At 42.4% G+C, this 18020-nt stretch carries 16 protein-coding genes; 14 read left to right on the top strand and 2 right to left on the bottom strand.

Translation table 11 applies throughout. From position 1 onward, the window contains the following. Positions 1-966: 966 nt before the first annotated feature. Positions 967-1188: a hypothetical protein gene (locus V7K46_RS24030; RefSeq protein WP_335117542.1), complete on the bottom strand. Its 222-nt coding sequence runs from the start codon at positions 1186-1188 to the stop codon at positions 967-969. 322 nt (positions 1189-1510) lie between these two features. Between V7K46_RS24030 and V7K46_RS24025 the strand changes: the two genes are divergently transcribed. The 5 genes from V7K46_RS24025 (at position 1511) to V7K46_RS24005 (ending at position 8265) form a co-directional block, all read left to right on the top strand. Beyond that, complete coding sequence (locus tag V7K46_RS24025; protein ID WP_335117539.1) at positions 1511-2932, top strand: calcium-binding protein; 1422 nt, start codon at positions 1511-1513, stop codon at positions 2930-2932. 284 nt (positions 2933-3216) lie between these two features. Beyond that, entirely contained in the window at positions 3217-4533 is a 1317-nt protein-coding gene (locus V7K46_RS24020) for an efflux RND transporter periplasmic adaptor subunit (RefSeq protein ID WP_335117536.1), read from the top strand. A gap of 487 nt (positions 4534-5020) precedes the next feature. Then, entirely contained in the window at positions 5021-5437 is a 417-nt protein-coding gene (locus V7K46_RS24015; protein ID WP_335117534.1) for a hypothetical protein, read from the top strand. 101 nt (positions 5438-5538) lie between these two features. Further along, positions 5539-6279: an SDR family oxidoreductase gene (locus V7K46_RS24010; RefSeq protein WP_335117532.1), complete on the top strand. Its 741-nt coding sequence runs from the start codon at positions 5539-5541 to the stop codon at positions 6277-6279. Between the two features lie 330 nt (positions 6280-6609). After that, positions 6610-8265, top strand: a complete 1656-nt coding sequence (locus V7K46_RS24005) for an RluA family pseudouridine synthase (RefSeq protein ID WP_335117530.1) — start codon at positions 6610-6612, stop codon at positions 8263-8265. 175 nt (positions 8266-8440) lie between these two features. Here V7K46_RS24005 and V7K46_RS24000 read toward each other — a convergent pair whose 3' ends face one another. After that, the gene (locus V7K46_RS24000; RefSeq protein WP_335117527.1) at positions 8441-8602 is read right to left on the bottom strand and encodes a hypothetical protein; all 162 of its coding nucleotides are present in this window, start codon (positions 8600-8602) and stop codon (positions 8441-8443) included. Between the two features lie 368 nt (positions 8603-8970). Between V7K46_RS24000 and V7K46_RS23995 the strand changes: the two genes are divergently transcribed. The 9 genes from V7K46_RS23995 to V7K46_RS23955 all read left to right on the top strand — a co-directional run bounded on the left by V7K46_RS23995 (position 8971) and on the right by V7K46_RS23955 (position 17789). Then, positions 8971-9432, top strand: a complete 462-nt coding sequence (locus tag V7K46_RS23995; RefSeq protein ID WP_335117525.1) for a hypothetical protein — start codon at positions 8971-8973, stop codon at positions 9430-9432. 1042 nt (positions 9433-10474) lie between these two features. Continuing rightward, a complete protein-coding gene (locus V7K46_RS23990) occupies positions 10475-11527 on the top strand; it encodes an aliphatic sulfonate ABC transporter substrate-binding protein (protein WP_335117523.1) in 1053 nt (350 codons plus the stop codon). A gap of 88 nt (positions 11528-11615) precedes the next feature. Beyond that, entirely contained in the window at positions 11616-12737 is a 1122-nt protein-coding gene (locus tag V7K46_RS23985) for an LLM class flavin-dependent oxidoreductase (RefSeq protein ID WP_335117521.1), read from the top strand. A 203-nt stretch (positions 12738-12940) separates the two neighbouring features. Then, positions 12941-13150: an RRXRR domain-containing protein gene (locus V7K46_RS23980; protein ID WP_335117519.1), complete on the top strand. Its 210-nt coding sequence runs from the start codon at positions 12941-12943 to the stop codon at positions 13148-13150. Positions 13151-13222: 72 nt separating this feature from the next. Then, positions 13223-13897, top strand: coding sequence for a cysteine dioxygenase family protein (locus V7K46_RS23975; protein WP_335117517.1), 675 nt, complete (start codon positions 13223-13225; stop codon positions 13895-13897). After that, positions 13881-14642, top strand: coding sequence for a class II aldolase/adducin family protein (locus V7K46_RS23970; RefSeq protein ID WP_298917093.1), 762 nt, complete (start codon positions 13881-13883; stop codon positions 14640-14642). Before V7K46_RS23975 ends, V7K46_RS23970 begins: the two co-directional genes overlap by 17 nt. 152 nt (positions 14643-14794) lie before the next feature. Next, positions 14795-15913 (top strand): sulfonate ABC transporter substrate-binding protein, encoded by a 1119-nt coding sequence (locus tag V7K46_RS23965; RefSeq protein WP_335117514.1) that lies wholly within the window; start codon positions 14795-14797, stop codon positions 15911-15913. Between the two features lie 247 nt (positions 15914-16160). Next, the gene (locus V7K46_RS23960) at positions 16161-16982 is read left to right on the top strand and encodes an NADPH-dependent oxidoreductase (protein WP_335117512.1); all 822 of its coding nucleotides are present in this window, start codon (positions 16161-16163) and stop codon (positions 16980-16982) included. An 18-nt stretch (positions 16983-17000) separates the two neighbouring features. After that, the gene (locus tag V7K46_RS23955) at positions 17001-17789 is read left to right on the top strand and encodes an SDR family oxidoreductase (RefSeq protein ID WP_335117510.1); all 789 of its coding nucleotides are present in this window, start codon (positions 17001-17003) and stop codon (positions 17787-17789) included. Positions 17790-18020: the final 231 nt, after the last annotated feature.

The raw sequence follows: 18020 nt of genomic DNA, 5'->3' as shown, positions 1-18020 counted from the left end.
AAACTCTCAGGACGTATTTTTGCATCGGTCTTGCAAATGTATAGCCAAGTTACTTCTGGTTATACGCCTAATTGGAAGATTGAGTAGGGATGATTCGGGGCTGAAAGCGATCACGTTAGCGAAGCGAGGCGTTAGCCTAGCGTTGGTGCAAAGCAGATCGCATCGCAGAAACCTGATAGAGGGGAGACGTTGAGAAGTTTCCGGATAACTTGATCCGACCTTGCCTCGGCAGTAGAGTGCCCTTATCTGTGAACTGACAGGTTTATGGAGTCCAAGGATATATAAAGCAACAGATACCTCGAAGTCGTGTTGAGGTACTTGAAAGTCGTGTTGAGGTACTTGAAAGTCGTGTTGAGGTACTTGAAAGTCGTGTTGAGGTACTTGAAAGTCGTGTTGAGGTACTTGAAAATCGTGTTGAGGTACTTGAAAGTCGTGTTGAGGTACTTAAAAACCGTGTTGAGGTACTTAAAAATCGTGTTGAGGTACTTGAAAATCGTGTTGAGGTACTTAAAAATCGTGTTGGAGTACTTCAAACTTTGTCGTACCGCGATCAAGTTCATAGGTGCGACAGCGCAAAGCCCGTCTTTGGCATCGCTTGACTTTTAAAACAGTCGCTACAAATATTTTATTTTTTCAGATAATAAAAGAGCGTTAGAAAAAATTAAAACCTGGAAGGAAAGTTTATTCATAGCTAATATTATGTCCGCTTAATTACTTATTAAACCTGAAGAACCCCACCCCGCCAAAGCGTAGCTTTGTCTCCCCGAACGAAGAGCGGGGAGGGGATTAAAGCTTGGAGTGCAACGACTGTGGGAATCATAACTAATTACTCGGACTTGATTTAACAGGTTAGTTGATAGTTTGTCAAGGTTTTTTGGAAACCTCCTACTTTTCCTACTTTTCCTACTTACTTAGCTTTTTAAATAAGTATTTTTTTCACTTCTGAGAAATCTCAGCTTTGTTCTATTATTGAGCAAAATTCATAAAATATATTTGGTGCATATTGCCGTCAGCGCGATCGCACCTACCGCTTTCTAAATAGGGATTAATCAGATTAATTTGAACTCTGTTGAGTCGCTTCAAAATATTCCATTCCGATAAAGTAAATATAAATATATTGTAAAGGTATTGTTGTACAAACACGGTAAATGGTAATGTCTGACTGTAATATCTAGCACTTAACCTCATAAAAGCAATTTTGTAACCGGATCACAGAAATATTAACAAGTTAAATTCTGTGCTACGTACAAGTCAGTCCAAAGGTGAATCTTCGAGAAATATTACTCTTCCTTAAGGGTAACGGATGAAGTTTGCCAAAAATATTAATTTTGAACCAAGTTATTTCTGCCTTACAGCAGAATTCAAGTATTTGAACCACATCTGTCGTCGGGGCGCAAGTCCTTGCGTCCCTACCGCCTGGTCTATTTACCTGAAAATAGCTGTAAAACAACACAAATTGCAAATTGACAAGTGAAGTTCCTGAAAAAATCGATTTAGGTAGGTAAAAATTATGGCAGATATCATTGGAACCGACAGTTATGATTCTCTTGACATCTCTGGCTACGTGCTCTACGGCCAAGGCGATCCAAGGGACACGAGATCACAGGGCAATAATACCCTCAATGGTGGTGCTGGTGACAATAACTTGAGTGCTGGCGGTTCAACAGGCTATAACCTACTCTCTGGGGGCGATGGCAATGATTTTCTAAACATCTCTGGCTTTATCCTCAGTGATTATGTGTCCGGCTCAAACATTTATGGTATTACAACGGGCAATAATACCCTCAACGGTGGTGCAGGTGACGATACCTTGACTGCTGGCGGTTCAACAGGCTATAACCTACTCTCTGGGGGCGATGGCAATGATTTTCTAGATATCTCTGGTAGTAGTTCTGGAAATGAGTACGGCTACTTCGACAATCGATCATCAGGCAATAATATCCTCAACGGTGGTGCTGGTAACGATAACTTGAATGTTGCTAACTCTTCGTCAAGGAATGTTAACTCTTCATCAGGCAATAATCTGCTCTTTGGGGGCGATGGAAATGATTTTCTTGACACCTCTGGCAACAGGCTCGGCGTCCCGGGCGAAGGAATCGTTGCCGACTATAGCTCATCTGGCAATAATACCCTCAATGGTGGTGCAGGTAACGATACCTTGACTGCAAGCGGTTCAACAGGCAATAACCTACTCTCTGGGGGCGATGGCAATGATTTCCTTGACATCTCTGACGATGGTTCTTCAGGAAGTGAGTTCATCTACTCCGATACTAGCTCATCTGGCAATAATACCCTCAACGGTGGTGCAGGTAACGATGCCTTGACTGCAAGCGGTTCAACAGGCAATAACCTGCTTTTTGGGGGTGATGGCAATGATTCTCTTAATGTCTCTAACTCATCTGGCAAAAACACCCTCAACGGTGGCGCTGGTGACGATACCTTGACTGCTGATGATTCATCAGGCAACCTGCTTTTTGGGGGCGATGGCAATGACAGTCTCTATGGGGGGGGCAATAATACCCTCAATGGTGGTGCAGGTAACGATACCTTGAATGCTAGCAATTCATATGGCAATGACCTACTCTCTGGAGGCGATGGCAATGACTACCTTACAGGTGGGGCCGATATTGATACCTTTGCTTTCGATAATTCCCACGAAGGTGTTGATACCCTTTATAACTTCGACGCCACTAAAGACCTGATTCAGGTATCAGCTGATGGTTTTGGTGGGTTGTCAACAGCTTCACTCTCAGCTAATCAGTTTACCATCGGAACATCTGCAACCACTAGCAAAGAGCGATTTATTTACAATGACATTACAGGTGCATTGTTCTTTGACCTTGACGGTAGTGCATCTGGGTTTACTCAGGTAAAATTTGCACAATTATCAACTGGATTGTCACTAACTCAAAACAATTTTGTAGTTGTTTAATCGTCATTAACGTTTGACCATTACTAAGCAATATGTATTGTGAGGTGCTTAAAATAGCACCTCGCATTCGATTGATTAATCCAAGTCATTTTGATCAGTGATGGTCTATGGAAAATTAGGAATTCACCTTTCGGTAGATTTAGACAGAATTATCAAAACTGTATATTTGGATGGGGTAACACATAATTTGCTACAAAACCTCATGCTCAATCAGTAATTTCAATATCAACAGATGCAATTTTGATTGATTCTAGTTAATTTGTTCCTTAAGTTCCTCATCAGCCATGACATCCCCTGAGCCTCAAAATGATTTTGGAGACAAACCTCCACAAACCCCATTTGAGCCACCTTCTGGAAAACGGCGGTGGCTTTGGTTATTTTTACCTGCACTACTATTATTAGGGGGCGGAACAGCTATAGTTTGGCGTTTGTTCACTTTGCAAAATTCAGCACCTTCAACTGCTAATGTTCAATCTCAAGGGGTAAGAGTAAAAATATCGACAGTACAAAGCGGCATAATTGAGGAAAGTTCAGATTTTATTGCTAGCCTAAAGTCCCAGCGCTCAGTGACGCTTCAGCCGAAAATTCAGGGCCAAGTTACCCAGATATTTGTCAAATCGGGAAATTTAGTCGCCCAAGGAGCAGCAATTCTCCAAGTAGATCCTACGCCACAAGCAGGTGTCAGTGGGAACAATGCTGTGCCTCAAGGATTTTTAGTCCAACTGGAAAATGCCCGCGCTACACTCAAATCTCTGGAAGCACAACGACCATCCTACGTTGCGAATCTGCAATTGTACCAGCAGAACTACGAAAAGTTTGTCACCCTAGCTCAAGAAGGAGCCGTGTCTCGACAGACTCGCAATCAGTTTGCTGATCGGCTCACCACTGCTAAGACTAGTCTTGATGCAATTGATTCCAGGATTCAAGCACAACGCTCCAACATATTGCAGGCTGAAAAAGCCTTGCAGCAAGCTAATGTAAATATTCCAAACCAACAAGTCCCGCTCCAGTCCGACAAAATTATCGCTCCCTTTGGTGGCACAGTTCGCAACATCGCCGTGAAAGTAGGTGATTTAGTTAACACTTCCACACAATTAGTTAATATCACCCAAAATCGACCTTTAGAAGTTAATATCTCTGTGCCACTACAGCAAGGGCCCCAATTGCGTAAGGGAATGCCGGTGGAGGTCATGAACACACAAGGTGAGAAGCTTGGTAGAAGTAGGGTATTTTTTATTGCACCTAATGCCAGTAATCAAACACAAGGGATACTGATCAAAGCACTTTTTAACAATTCTAATGGTCAGTTACGTGCAGATCAATTGGTAAGGGCTAGAGTGTTCTGGAATCAGCGCCCCGGAGTTTTAATTCCCACAACAGCAATGACTCGTATCGCTGGGGACACTTTTGTTTATGTAGTTGAAACGGAAAAATCTCCCCAAGGTATATCCCAAGAAGTAGCTCGGCAAAGGCGAGTGAAGCTAGGCGAGATCAGAAGTAATAATTACCAAGTTATTGAAGGATTACAGCCAGAAGATCAAGTTATTATCTCAGGATTGCTCAATCTCAGGGATGGTGTTGCGATCGTTCCAGAATCTTAATTAAGGGTAAGGGGAGTGGGGAGATAAGAGAGCAGAGGAGAAGTCCTCACTCTTGTCTCCTACCAATGTCCGCGCAAGAGCGTTAACTATAGCGATCGCTCGTTTGTATGCAATCCACTCTGACCTCTCCCCTTTTAGGAGAGCATTCATAAAAATTTAAGATATAACTCATTTTGTTAATAGTGATTACACTGTAAATTATCTATGCTATCGAGTAACTAATTAAGCTTTATACTATGCTTTAACGCAAGCATGAACGATGCTTTAAATATGACGCGTAGGCGTAGCTGGCCTTCTCTACCAGACGCACTCGTGTTCAGCATAGCAGGCTGAAAATTTGCGTTTTTGACTGAATTTTAAGCATCATTACTTATTGACAAATGGTTAAGATCATTAACCATTTGTCAATGGGTAAAGAGAAGTTTGGAGATATCTATTGAATAGATACGATGAATTTATACCTTCAATACATAAAAGGACACAGAAAATGCGTTTGAAATCATTTTCCTTTACTGTAGTTGGGCTAGCTTTACTCGTAATTCCATCTGTCTTACCTGTCTTACCTGCCTTTGCCCAAGAGATTTCAATTTCGTCTTCGGATGGTAGCGCTACCGGCACAATAAACTGGACTGGTACAAAAAACTTTAATTACAAAATTACCTTAAAGTCGAAAAAAGGCAAGCCTGTGTATATTGAGGCTCAGGGCTTTCGAGATTTTGCTCCCGATTCTTCACGGCAACGTATGACTGGAAATACGACTAGTAGAAACGGTCGAAAATTTTCTAATAGTTTTTCTGGTAAATTTGGAGAGCTTAAGTGGACAGGAGTTTATCTACGAGTTTGTACCGATATATCTTTCAGACCTGATAAATGCGGCGCACCTCAAGCTTATCGTCGGCAGTGAGATAACTGTTTGATGGTAAGCGATCGCTAAATTTAATCTTGGTACAGTACTTTAACAGCAGATAATCACTTGGGTGAACCAAAATAAAATCAGATTAATTTATGGCATCTTTAGCCGGAAAAGTTGCAATTATCACTGGTGCATCGCGGGGAATTGGACGAGCAATCGCACTCAAACTAGCAGGTAACGGCGCATCTGTTGTCGTTAACTATGCAAGTAATGCAGGCAAAGCACAGGAAGTTGTTGCGGAAATTGAAAAGTTGGGAGTAGAAGCGATCGCTATCCAAGCTGATGTTAGCAAAGTACCCGACATCCAACGGTTATTTGAGCAAACACTTGAACGCTTCGGTAAACTCGATATTTTGGTCAATAATGCCGGAATCATCTTCTATAAACCAATTACTCAGGTAACAGAAGAAGATTTCGACAAAATTTTTGCCACTAATGTCAAAGGCACTTTTTTTGCTTGCCAACAAGCCGCGCAACACATGGCAGAAGGGGGACGGATTATCAACTTTTCCTCATCAACTACGGTGATGATGCTGCCAACTTATAGTGCCTATGTTGGAACCAAGGGTGCTGTTGAACAAATCACGCGGGTACTAGCTAAAGAATTGGGTGCAAAGGCGATCGCAGTTAATGTTATTTCTCCTGGCGCCACCGATACAGAATTGTTTCGAGAAGGCAAAACACAAGAGCATATAGACCGTGTAGCCCAAATGGCTGCTTTTGGTAAACTGGGAGAGGTGGAAGAAATCGCCGACGTAGTAGCATTTCTCGCTAGCGACGAAGCTAGGTGGATCACTGGGCAAAACATCCGTGTAAATGGTGGAGCCGCGTGAGATGATCAAACTTAAGCTCAAACCGCTTTAAAACCTCGTTTCCAGCCACTGGCTGGAAATGCTCCTCATTACGGTGCTGCTAGTCTTGAGGCAGCAGCCTCGTATTATATCAAATCCGGTAGTATCTGAATGATTAAAAAACCGCAGAGACGCTGAGGGCGCAGAGGGAGAGGAAAGAGGAATAATTTCGATACAAACGGACATCATATTAGGCATTCCCAGTCTGAGACTAGGAACGAGACAATCTCTAAAAGCTTGTTCTAATATACTGAGTACCTATTTTTATAACTTCAGACTATTTAAATTTTTATTTCAGGGTTTGTTCCAAGTATGGTAGTTCTGCATATTTCAAATTTCATCGACTGCAATGCTATCAGCAACTCATCTCCTAGCTATTACTATGAAGGGCGTTGTCTCCAAAGTGGCGATTGCCTAAAACTACCCCGTACCTCAATGGCTGAAGCGATCGCCCACGGACTAATGCAACAGCTTGCCAACAATGATTGTTATTCTCGTGAAGGCAAGATGTATGGAATACTATTGGTTGAACTGCCTAATGGCGAACAACGGGTACTCAAAGCCTTTTCTGGTCTTTTGAATGGTTGCAGTGTGGTTGAGGATTGGGTGCCACCAATTCCAGGAAGAGACGAAGTTGCTTTGGAGGAAGCCCGTACTTTGGCACAGTTGGACGCGATTAAGCAAGAAATTCTTACCTTGAAGCAACTGACCGAACGCCAGCAGTACCAAACCCTATTTGATGAGTTTGAGCAGCAATTGCAAGCAATGAGCGATCGCCATCGCCATTGCAAACATCAACGACAGGAAAAACGTCAGCAAATCTGCGATCCACTTACTCTTGAACAACTCGACGAAGAGAGTCGTCAGCAGGGAATTGAGCGACGACAACTTAAACGTCAGCAAAATGTAGTATTACAGCCTCTTCAACAGTTAATTGCAGTGACGGATGCGCGAATTAGCGAACTGAAACAACAGCGTAAAACATTGTCTTGTCAATTACAAGCTCAGATGCACGCTACATACAGCCTGACTAATTTTTCCGGGCGATCGCAATCATTGCAACAATTGATGCCAGGAGGCTTCCCCACTGGCACAGGAGACTGTTGTGCCCCAAAGCTGCTCCATTATGCGGCAACACATAATCTCAAACCACTGGCAATGGCGGAATTTTGGTGGGGTGCGTCTTCTGTAAATCAGGATAAAATTCAGGGAGAATTTTATGGAGCATGTGCCGAGCGATGTCAGCCATTAATGGGGTTTTTGCTCTCAGGGTTGAAACCTATTTCAATCCCAAACAGGGATGTATACACAATTAGCCCACTTTCCCCTACCAAAGCAGAGATCCCGATTATTTATGAAGACGAATGGCTGATTGCTGTAAACAAACCTGCTGGGCTACTTTCGGTACCTGGTCGTTATCGCGATCGCCAAGATAGTGTTTTGAGTCGCTTACGTCATTTATTACCGGATGGTATAACCCTTGCATCTGTGCATCGCCTAGATCAGGAAACATCTGGTATTTTGTTGTTGGCACGCGATCGTCAAACCCATCGGCAACTCAGCCAGCAGTTTCAGCAACGCCAGGTTTACAAGGTTTATGAAGCCATCCTTTCCGGTGCTGTGACAGTTGACCAAGGTACAATTGAACTGCCATTGTGGGCAGATCCTGAAAATCGCCCTAATCAAAAAGTTGATTGGCAGCACGGTAAACCTAGCTTGACACATTTCCAGGTAATGGCGAGAGAAGAAGACTACACCCGCGTAGAATTTACGCCACTAACTGGACGCACTCATCAATTGAGGGTTCATGCAGCTGATGTAAGAGGACTTGGGGTAACTATTTTAGGCGATCGCCTTTATGGATGCTGTGCAGTTACCAGTCGGTTACATCTGCACGCTAGAGAACTTCGCTTCGAGCATCCGCAGTTAGAAAAAACCCTGCATTTACAAGCAAATACCCCGTTTTGATAATTAACGCTGACATCCAGAATATTTTATGGGCAATGACGAATTATTTCCGTAATAAGTGTGACAGAGACTGTAGATATATCTATCACCATGTGAATTTCAATTACTTTGGAACTCACCGTTTGTGTAATTAACTTGGGAAATAAAGAATTAAGCAAAATGGCTAAAACCCTTGTCACACATGAATTAAACGCATTAGTCCTTGGGATATATAGACTTTAGAGACTTGGACAATCCATACTGCGATCGCTCTGAGCAAATCTAGATTATTTGCAACATTTTTTGTGAAACTTTGGTATGCAATAACCTTTTTTTTAACCATTAATTCATCCAGCATTTATGCAATACCAAAATAAAAAACTAATACAACAATACTTTCAATGCTTTATTATAAATTAATCATTTCAGGTTTTGATTGCATAAACGGTGAGTTTATAAGTTACTCAAATAGTTTATTTTCTAATTTTTAATAATGGTTAAATTATCAACTTGGTTATTTATAAAATGAAAACTAATCAGTAATTAATTTTTTTAAAAAATACGTCTTTTCAATGTTTGAAACAAAAATTAATAACTCAAATTTTAATTTTTTATGTCTAAGAAATTAAAAATGATTATCATAAAATAAGATAAATAAAGCGAAAATCTAAGATTCTAAAACTTTAATATTTATTAAATATTAATCTAATATAAAAAGGTAAATTTATGTTGAATCTAGAGTTAGAAAAGCTTTTTTACACAGTACAACTAGACTTCCAAACAGAGTCTGCTAAGATTGCTGGTCTGGTTTTTAGCGAGACTCAATTTCAGTTATCGACTCGAAGAATTGGCAAGGTTCATGCAGCTTTAGTTGTGCCACTAATCTATTTGAAATCATTAGATCAAGACTATCAAAACATTGGGGATAATAATTTGTCTATAACTTTCAAAACTGAAAGCCATGCTTTAGAAAATTTTAAAGTAAATTATTTGCCTAAAATCAAGACTTTAACTATATCAGGGTATTACAAAGCGGGAACAGCTTATCTGTGTTATTCTCCAGCTATGAATCCTGATTGGTACGATGGTAGAGGTTATAAAATAGCTCGTCCCGATTGTATTGGAGAAAAGTTTGAATTGTTGGCAAACAAGTTTTATCCGTTTTTTGAAGAATTTTTTAGAGGGTAAGTCTTAATCATTTTATGAATTAGAAGATAAATAAAATATTATAAATAGAGCAGACTTTCAAGAGTAATTTGCCCAATATTTAGCAATAGCTAAAGTTCACTCATAGAGAATGCAAGTATAGGTTTTGAGTGAAGTTTATACTATCAACAAAAATGAATAATAATTCTAGTACTAATGGAATGTTTGAAGTGAGATGCCCTTAAAATTTTTTGCAACATAACTAACTATTTTTACAACATATCCTTTTGCTAAAGAATATTTATCTGATTATACACAGCATGATCATGTTTACAGACTTGGATTGAGCAGCTTCCCAAAAAATTATTTTTTGTGTACTAATACTAGTTTTTCCTGGTATTAAGCAATAGCATAACCCGCGCTAGCAAGACGATCGCTTTACCTCAAATCTTCACCATTCCATTTCCGATCTCGAAGCTTGTACTTTACAGCAATTTTCAAATGCGTGAAATACAGGTGATTGTAGGAGGCACAATATCAATAGTTGACGAACCTGCAACAGCAAGTTTTGTCTTTGTAGATGTATGTGGTTTTTAACCGTCATATTGAGTTCCCAGACAGGTTGCTAGGTTTAGCTTCTCGTGTGTGTTTTGCTGGTTGGTTCAATTGGGATTCCAACGAGTTAAGAACGTTGTCAATAAAACTCTGAGTAAAGCGAATCCAACGCTTTTTAGCATTCTGGACGAACGATACACATCTAGATGAGATGGACAATTCCACTTTTTCGCGTTCCTCGCACCTGGAACTGGTGACAATCGACTTGCTTTTTAAATTTGGATGTGATAATTTCTGCTTGTAGTTTATTCAACGGTTATTCGACCAAGTTGCCGTATTTTTAGAAACCAATATCACAGCTAAGAGACTTCCCAATAAAAAATGTTCAACTACTGATTGTGAGACTACCCCACAAGATTGGATGATTTATTCCTTGGAAATCCCTAATGAGCCGTAAAGACAAGAGTGCTGGAGTTGACCTCTAGACTCTCATTCTTATCTTTTTTTAATAACAGGAGTAATAAAAAAGTTGTTGAATCAGTTAAAAAAGTTCTTGTTTTTATTGCCACAACGCTCAGTAAAGTCCTTTAGTGCCTTATTGGTTGCTAGTTCCTGGCCAGGTTTGGTGATTTCTGGCTGCGCTCCAAGGAACTCTGCAAATACTAATACCACTGCCCAAAATGTCAGTAACCAGACTCAAGAGAAAACTAGTTTGATTCGCCTGGGATACCAAAAGGGAGGTGTGGTGCCAATTGCACGTCAACGAGGAGAGTTAGAAAAGAGGCTTGCGGCTCAGAATATCAAAGCTGAATGGGCTGGCCCATTTGACCGATGTGCTACCTTACTCCAAGCAATTAGTGCTAATCAAGCCGATATAGGCGGGTGCGGAGACATTCCTGGATTGTCAGCGATCGCCGCTGGTCAAGAGCTATGCATTGGTGCCGTTCAGCGTCCCAGACCGGAATCATTGAACAGTGCGATCGTAGTCCGTGGCGACTCTTCTATCCGTAAGCCTGCTGACCTAGTAGGTAAAAAAGTTGCTGTCAATCAGGCTGGCGCAGGTGAGTACCTGTTATTAAAAGTATTGGAAAAAGAGAACATTTCTAAAGATAAAGTTCAGCGTGTTTTCTTAGCTCCAACTGATGCTGCACCTGCACTCTACCAAGGATCTGTGGACGCTTGGGCAGTTTGGGACCCCTATATCTCAATTGCCGAATTAGAGCATGGTGCTAGGAGAATCACCACAACCCATCCAGCTCCCACCTACAGTGTAATGCTTGTGCGTAATGAGGCTGCGGCTAAATCTCCAGAGGCGGTGAAAGCAGCTTTCAGGGGTTTAGGCGAGGAATACGATTGGTTAAATGTAAATACGGCAAAATCAGCCGAATTTCTGGTCAAGGACATCAAAATCTCCCCAGCCGTAGCCAAGCGGGTAACTGAGAATCAAGGGCCACAACTACTCGCCACACCTAATGCTGATGATGTTACCAAAATTCAGAAGACGGCTGACTGGATGCTGGAGCAAAAAATTCTACCGAAAAGGGTAGATGTTGCTGCTACTATCTGCCCCACGGCTAAGTAGGAGTAGGGAAGCAGGGGGCACAAGGGGACAAGGGGAACAACCATGCCCAATGCCCAAATAAAGTTTGTAATTTTTAAGGAGATGCACTATGCCGATTGAATTTATTGGAATGATTGGAACGCGAGAAATATCTGAGTTAGATGGGCCGACAGTTTCGATCACCGGCGGTTCCATAGATGCCGCCTACGTCCGCAAGTTTGCTAAGGCACATGAGGATGGTGGCTTTGATCGGGTACTGGTTGGTTATGGTTCAACTGGCCCTGATGGCTTAACTGTGGCATCGTTCGCGGCGGCTGCAACAGAACGGTTGAAGTTTTTAATCGCCCACCGCCCTGGTTTTGTGGCTCCTACACTCTTCGCACGCAAGACAGCAACTTTGGATCATTTTACTAATGGTCGCATTGCCGTACACATTATTACAGGTGGCAGCGATGCCGAACAGCAACGCGATGGGGATTGGCTTGACCACGATACTCGCTATCGCCGTACAGATGAGTACCTCGACATCGTGCGCCGGGTATGGATAAGTGATACTCCCTTCGACTATGAGGGCGAATTCTACTGGGTGAAAGATGCTTACTCAGATGTGAAGCCTTTACAACAACCCCATATACCCCTGTACTTTGGCGGTGCTTCTGGTGCAGCAGTACCTGTGGGTGCAAAGCATAGTGATGTCTACGCCATGTGGGGAGAACCGATTGCGGGGGTTAAGGAACGGATACGTGAAGTAAAAGCCGTAACACCACCAGAGCGATCGCCACGGTTTAGTGTATCTTTGCGACCGATTCTAGGTGATACTGAGGAGAAGGCTTGGGAACGGGCGCACTTAATTCTATCGCGTGTTAAGGAAATTCGGGCTGCAAAAACCGAAAATCAGCTACCGATAACTCCCTACTTTAATTTAGTACCACCGCAAGCAGTAGGTTCTAATCGTTTGTTACAGTTTGCCCAAGAAAGCGAAATTTTCGATAAGCGCTTGTGGACGCCAATTGCTGCCGTTACTGGTGCTTATGGTAACACTACAGCCCTGGTTGGGACACCGGAGCAAGTAGCAGAGTCCCTTGTGGATTACTATGAGGCGGGGGTAACTACTTTATTGATTCGAGGATTTGATCCATTAGAAGATGCGATCGCTTATGGTCGTGATGTCATTCCGCTAGTCCGGGCAGAAGTGCAACGGCGAGAGCGACAAGCACCTGTTGTTGCTTAGGGACTTTCAAATAAAAAACAAATAAAAAATATTCAACTACTTATTGTAGGATAGTCAGAAAAGTCGCCTGTAGCCAAAGGCGCTCATGTTGGCTACTCCACAAGATTGAATAATTTATTTGTTGGAAATCCCTTAGATCAAGATTGGATGATTGATTTTTTGATAGTCCCTTAACAACCTCTTTTTCGTAAGGAATATCATTCATGACCAAAGTATTGATTCTCGATGCCAACCAACAACCCTTATATCCTGTACGCATCAGCCGTGCTAGGCTGCTATTGTCACAAGGTAAAGCTACCGTATTCCAGCGATATCCCTTTACTATCATTCTGAAGGAGTCTCTTTCTCGTCTAAAACTTGAGCAACTTGGCTTCAAGTTTCACCCTGCCATTAAAATAATTCGTAATTTGTAATTGAATTCTTAGCTACGAATTACGAATTACGAATTAGTAAATGTTAGTTGCCTCCCAAACCGAGGAATATAAATGACGAACCACACCATCTTAGAACCATTAGCAGAAGACGAATGGTTTATTGAGAGCCAGGAACTACGATCCTTTGTAGCAACAGTACGTGAAATTAGCGCTAGCACTGCTGACGATCGCACTCAAACTCTAGCTAGATTAGAACCCTATTTTCAAGAACTGCTTGCCCAACAGGAATGGCTCCCGGAAAAGTTTGCCCAAATCAATCCCGAAAGCAAAATGGGCGGCGGTATTGGTCAGTGGTTACTTTATCGCGCCAAAGACCGTTCCCTCTCAGTCTTCAGCTTGGTGATTCCCCCAGGTTCAACAACTCCCGTCCACGACCATTTGGCTTGGGGATTGATTGGTTTATACAAAGGTAATCAAGAAGAAACAGTCTATCACCGTGTAGATAATGGTGATGCTGAAGGACACGCACAATTACAAGTAACCGAAGTGCGATCGCTTCAACCAGGGGATATCTACGGCCTCTTACCTCCAGATGGTGATATCCACGCCGTCAAAACCACATCCCAGAGCGCATCTGTATCTATCCATCTTCTGGGTAATGATACTGGCTGCATCTTGCGTCACCAGTTCATCCCAGAATCTCATAGCGTCAAATCTTTTCGCTCTGGATATTCCAACGCTCCCTGTAAAGAGGAAGAGGAAAAAGAACATGCCCAAGTCCGATAGACCACAACCCCCAGTATTCGAGCGAGTTGAAGACGAACGCCTGCACCGCAAGCAACGTCTCGCCGCTGCCTTTCGCCTGTTTGGTAAGTTTGGGTTCAGCGAGGGAATCGCCGGCCATATTACAGCTCGTGATCCGGAGTTTACAGACCATTTCTGGGTCAATCCATTTGGAACATACTTCGGTCATATCCGAGTTTCTGACCTGATCTTAGTTAATAGAGAAGGTGAGGTGGTTAAAGGCGATGCTGAGGTAAATCAAGCTGCTTTCGCCATTCATTCTCAGCTTCATGAAGCTCGACCTGATGTGATCGCAGCGGCTCACGCCCATTCACTTTATGGTAAAGCCTGGTCTAGTTTAGGTCGTCTCCTTGACCCCTTAACTCAAGATTCCTGTGCTTTTTACGAAGACCATGCGCTATTTGACGATTTTACAGGTGTTGTTTTAGAAACTTCTGAAGGTCAGCGACTGGCGCAAACTTTGGGGCCAAAGAAAGCCATAATCCTACGTAACCATAGCATTTTAACTGTGGGACATACAGTAGATGAAGCTGCCTTTTGGTACATTAGCTTAGAGCGATCGTGCCAAGCCCAACTACTGGCAGAAGCTGCGGGTAGACCTACTACTATCAAACACGAAACAGCCCGCTTAACGCAAACTCAAGTGGGGTCACATATAAGTGGATGGTTCAGCTTCCAGCCACTTTACGACAGGATTATCCGTGAAGAACCTGATTTGCTGAATTAGTACTGTGTTTTTTGACACTTAGGCAATAAGCAGGGAAGTATCAATTTACCCTACTTCCCGCTATTTTTATATCAATTTAACCTAAATTTATCTACATACTCCGGTAAACCTATAAGTTTATAGTATAAACATAGTTCAGAGAAATCATTTTGATGATTCACTTAATCTTTCGCCGCTTAATTACCAAGTGGATATCGTTGATAAAAATCAGGAATATCCCATTTAACAACCAACATAAATTATTCTTTTCTTCTCCTTTGCCAATTGCGGGGGCTTTTGTTGCAGGTCTTTGTCTAAGCGTGCTATTTGCCGCCTGCTCATCGACACCTACTGTTAATTCCCCTAATCCCAGTGCCACATCTGTTAGCAATTCGGCTTCGAGTAAAGCAATAGTGGTAAGATTTGGCTATCAAAAATCGACTATTTTACTTAGAACTAAAGGTGTTTTAGAAAAGCGTTTGGCACCAGAAGGGATTACTGTAAAGTGGACTGAATTTCAAGCGGGTCCTCAACTCCTAGAAGCCATGAATGTGGGTAGTATTGACATCGGTCCTGTAGGAGAATCACCGCCAATATTTGCCCAAGCAGCTGGAGCATCACTAACTTACGTTGTTGGTACTGCGGCTACTCCGGCTAGTTCAGCAATTCTTGTTCCTCAAAATTCACAAATTCAAAAACTTACTGACCTCAAAGGTAAAAAAGTTGCCTTTCAAAAAGGCTCTAGCGCTCACTTATTGTTAGTCCAAGCTTTAGAAAAAGCGGGATTGAAATATACTGACATCGAACCTAAATATTTAGCACCAGCTGATGCCCGCGCTGCATTTGTCAAGGGTAGTGTAGATGCCTGGGTGATTTGGGACCCCTTCTATGCAGCGGCTCAAGATGCAACTAAAGCCAGAGTCCTAATTGATGGCACAGGAATCAATAAACAGGGAGGATATTATTTGATGACTCGCAAATTTGTCACGGAAAATCCGCAAACTGTCAAGGCAATAGTGGAGGAAATTCAAAATCTAGAAGAATGGTCTAAACAGAATCGAGAAGAAGTAGCAAAAACTCTAGCACCTGTGTTGGGAATTGATGTAGAAACGATGAAAAAAGCAACTAATAGACGCACTTTTGGTGTTGTCCCAATTGACGACAATCTAATAAATCTCCAACAAGGTGTTGCGGATACATATTATAAATTGAAGTTAATTCCCAAAAAGGTAAATGTCAAGGATGCAGTGTTGACAAAAGAAGAATATGCTGCCTTTTCACCAAAAACTTAAACTAGTACAATGAGTAGGCTATAGAGTATAGCCTAGTTCCTAGTGCCTCGTTCCTAGTCTCCGGCTAGGAATGCCCTCTGTGAGGCTCTGCCTCGTATTCAAGCGCCAGCAGCCCAATAAAGAGCATTTCCTTCTTGGTATCTGGAAACAAGATTTTAAACCTTAAATTGACACTAATGACATCTGTAAGCTCCTAAAGTCTTTTATTCAACTGACAATTTTTGAAATGTAAATCTTGGAATTGATTATGACTAATCCTACAGAACTACTGCGATCGCGCTACGGTGAAATTCCCTTCAATCCCGAAATTGAATGGAATGATTCCCTAACAGCACTACTATCTCACCGTTCAATCCGGTCTTATCTATCTGATCCTTTACCACCAGGAACTCTGGAGTTACTAATTGCAGCCGCCCAATCTGCATCAACTTCCTCTAATTTGCAAACCTGGAGTGTGGTAGCAGTCGAAGATCAACAGCGCAAAGAGGAGTTATCTAAGCTAGCGGGAAACCAAGCACATATTAAGCAAGTGCCATTATTCTTGGTTTGGTTAGCAGACTTGGCGCGTCTAAGCTACGTAGCTGACAGTCGCGGCATATCTCATGATGCCCTGGAATACTTGGAAATGTTTGTGATGGCAACAATCGATGCAACTTTGGCGGCGCAAAACGCAGCAGTAGCAGCTGAGTCACTCGGTTTAGGAACAGTATATATCGGCGGAATCCGTAACCACCCCCAAGAGGTAGCAGAGATATTGAATTTGCCCTCCTCTGTGTATGCTGTGTTTGGGCTGTGTGTCGGCTATGCAAATCCTGAGGTAGAAGCAGCGATTAAGCCAAGGTTGCCACAATCAGCGATACTGCACCGTGAAACCTATAAATTGGCAGATCAAGAAGAAGCGATCGCTCATTACAACGATATCATCAAAGAATTCTATACTGAACAAAAGATGAATGTTGATGGCGATTGGTCAGAACACTCAGCCCAGCGCATCGCAACTGTTGAGGCTTTGAGAGGACGCGATCGCTTGCGTGAAGTTCTCAATCACCTCGGCTTCAAGTTACTGTAAACAAGAAGAATCAAGATTATGGATTTGCAACTCCGTGGCAAAGTCGCCTTAGTGACAGCTGCTAGTAAAGGTTTGGGCAAAGCTACAGCAAGGCAATTTGCCCGTGAGGGTGCAAAAATTGCCATCTGCGCCCGCAGCGAGTTAATTGACAAAACAGCTGCGGAGATTGAAAGCGAAACAGGTACAGAAGTGCTATCTCTGCGTGCAGACGTTACCAGTCAAGCAGATATTGAGCTAGTGATTAATGCCACAGTAGAGAAATTCGGCGGGTTGGATATCCTGGTTACCAACGCCGGAGGCCCACCCGCTGGCACTTTTGACGATATCGATTTGGCAACTTGGGAAACTTCGATCAACTTGACTTTGCTGAGTGCGGTACGCTTGGTGAAGTTCGCTTTACCTTACTTACGCCAATCTACAGCACCAGCGATTCTGACCATCACCTCAACCTCAACTAAACAACCAGCCCAAAATCTGGTGTTGTCTAATTCGATTCGATTAGCGGTGATTGGTTTAACGAAAACTCTCAGCCAAGAACTCGGTAGCGATAAAATTCGCGTCAACAGCATCTTACCAGGTTGGACATATACAGAACGAGTAGAAGAATTAATCAACGCCCGCATTGCTAAAAGTGGTGAAACAAAAGCAGCAGAAATTGCTAGAGTCAATGGGACAGTTCCTTTAGGTCGTATAGGGACACCAGAAGAGTTTGCCAATGTCGCGGTATTTCTGAGTTCACCAGCCGCCTCATTTGTAAATGGAGTCATGCTGCAAGTAGATGGCGGAATTATTCAAGGAACATTTTGAGCAGTTTTACAACAGAACCAGACCATTGAAAAAATTTTTCTGCCCGTATCAGCAGCAAATTGGTCAATCTTTTCCAAAAAGTCAAAAAATCGACATCTGCTAAAATCGGTTTTCTGATAAATCGAGATGATTTGAATGGTTCGAGCCTAGTTACCATAATTTTCTCTATTTGGTGATGCACTAATTAATCAGTAATTTAAGCAATGATTCGCGTCAGTTTAATGAACTAAC

Source organism: Nostoc sp. (assembly GCF_036917395.1).
Taxonomy (GTDB): domain Bacteria; phylum Cyanobacteriota; class Cyanobacteriia; order Cyanobacteriales; family Nostocaceae; genus Nostoc.
The sequence above is the reverse complement of the archived record's forward strand: the minus strand, read 5'-3'. Positions and strand labels throughout refer to the sequence as shown.

Bases quoted from the DNA above. Each gene is read 5' to 3' on its own strand.
- V7K46_RS24030 (WP_335117542.1), bottom strand. From the start codon at position 1,188: ATGAGGTTAAGTGCTAGATATTACAGTCAGACATTACCATTTACCGTG.
- V7K46_RS24025 (WP_335117539.1), top strand. From the start codon at position 1,511: ATGGCAGATATCATTGGAACCGACAGTTATGATTCTCTTGACATCTCT.
- V7K46_RS24020 (WP_335117536.1), top strand. From the start codon at position 3,217: ATGACATCCCCTGAGCCTCAAAATGATTTTGGAGACAAACCTCCACAA.
- V7K46_RS24015 (WP_335117534.1), top strand. From the start codon at position 5,021: ATGCGTTTGAAATCATTTTCCTTTACTGTAGTTGGGCTAGCTTTACTC.
- V7K46_RS24010 (WP_335117532.1), top strand. From the start codon at position 5,539: ATGGCATCTTTAGCCGGAAAAGTTGCAATTATCACTGGTGCATCGCGG.
- V7K46_RS24005 (WP_335117530.1), top strand. From the start codon at position 6,610: ATGGTAGTTCTGCATATTTCAAATTTCATCGACTGCAATGCTATCAGC.
- V7K46_RS24000 (WP_335117527.1), bottom strand. From the start codon at position 8,602: ATGCTGGATGAATTAATGGTTAAAAAAAAGGTTATTGCATACCAAAGT.
- V7K46_RS23995 (WP_335117525.1), top strand. From the start codon at position 8,971: ATGTTGAATCTAGAGTTAGAAAAGCTTTTTTACACAGTACAACTAGAC.
- V7K46_RS23985 (WP_335117521.1), top strand. From the start codon at position 11,616: ATGCCGATTGAATTTATTGGAATGATTGGAACGCGAGAAATATCTGAG.
- V7K46_RS23980 (WP_335117519.1), top strand. From the start codon at position 12,941: ATGACCAAAGTATTGATTCTCGATGCCAACCAACAACCCTTATATCCT.
- V7K46_RS23975 (WP_335117517.1), top strand. From the start codon at position 13,223: ATGACGAACCACACCATCTTAGAACCATTAGCAGAAGACGAATGGTTT.
- V7K46_RS23970 (WP_298917093.1), top strand. From the start codon at position 13,881: ATGCCCAAGTCCGATAGACCACAACCCCCAGTATTCGAGCGAGTTGAA.
- V7K46_RS23965 (WP_335117514.1), top strand. From the start codon at position 14,795: ATGATTCACTTAATCTTTCGCCGCTTAATTACCAAGTGGATATCGTTG.
- V7K46_RS23960 (WP_335117512.1), top strand. From the start codon at position 16,161: ATGACTAATCCTACAGAACTACTGCGATCGCGCTACGGTGAAATTCCC.
- V7K46_RS23955 (WP_335117510.1), top strand. From the start codon at position 17,001: ATGGATTTGCAACTCCGTGGCAAAGTCGCCTTAGTGACAGCTGCTAGT.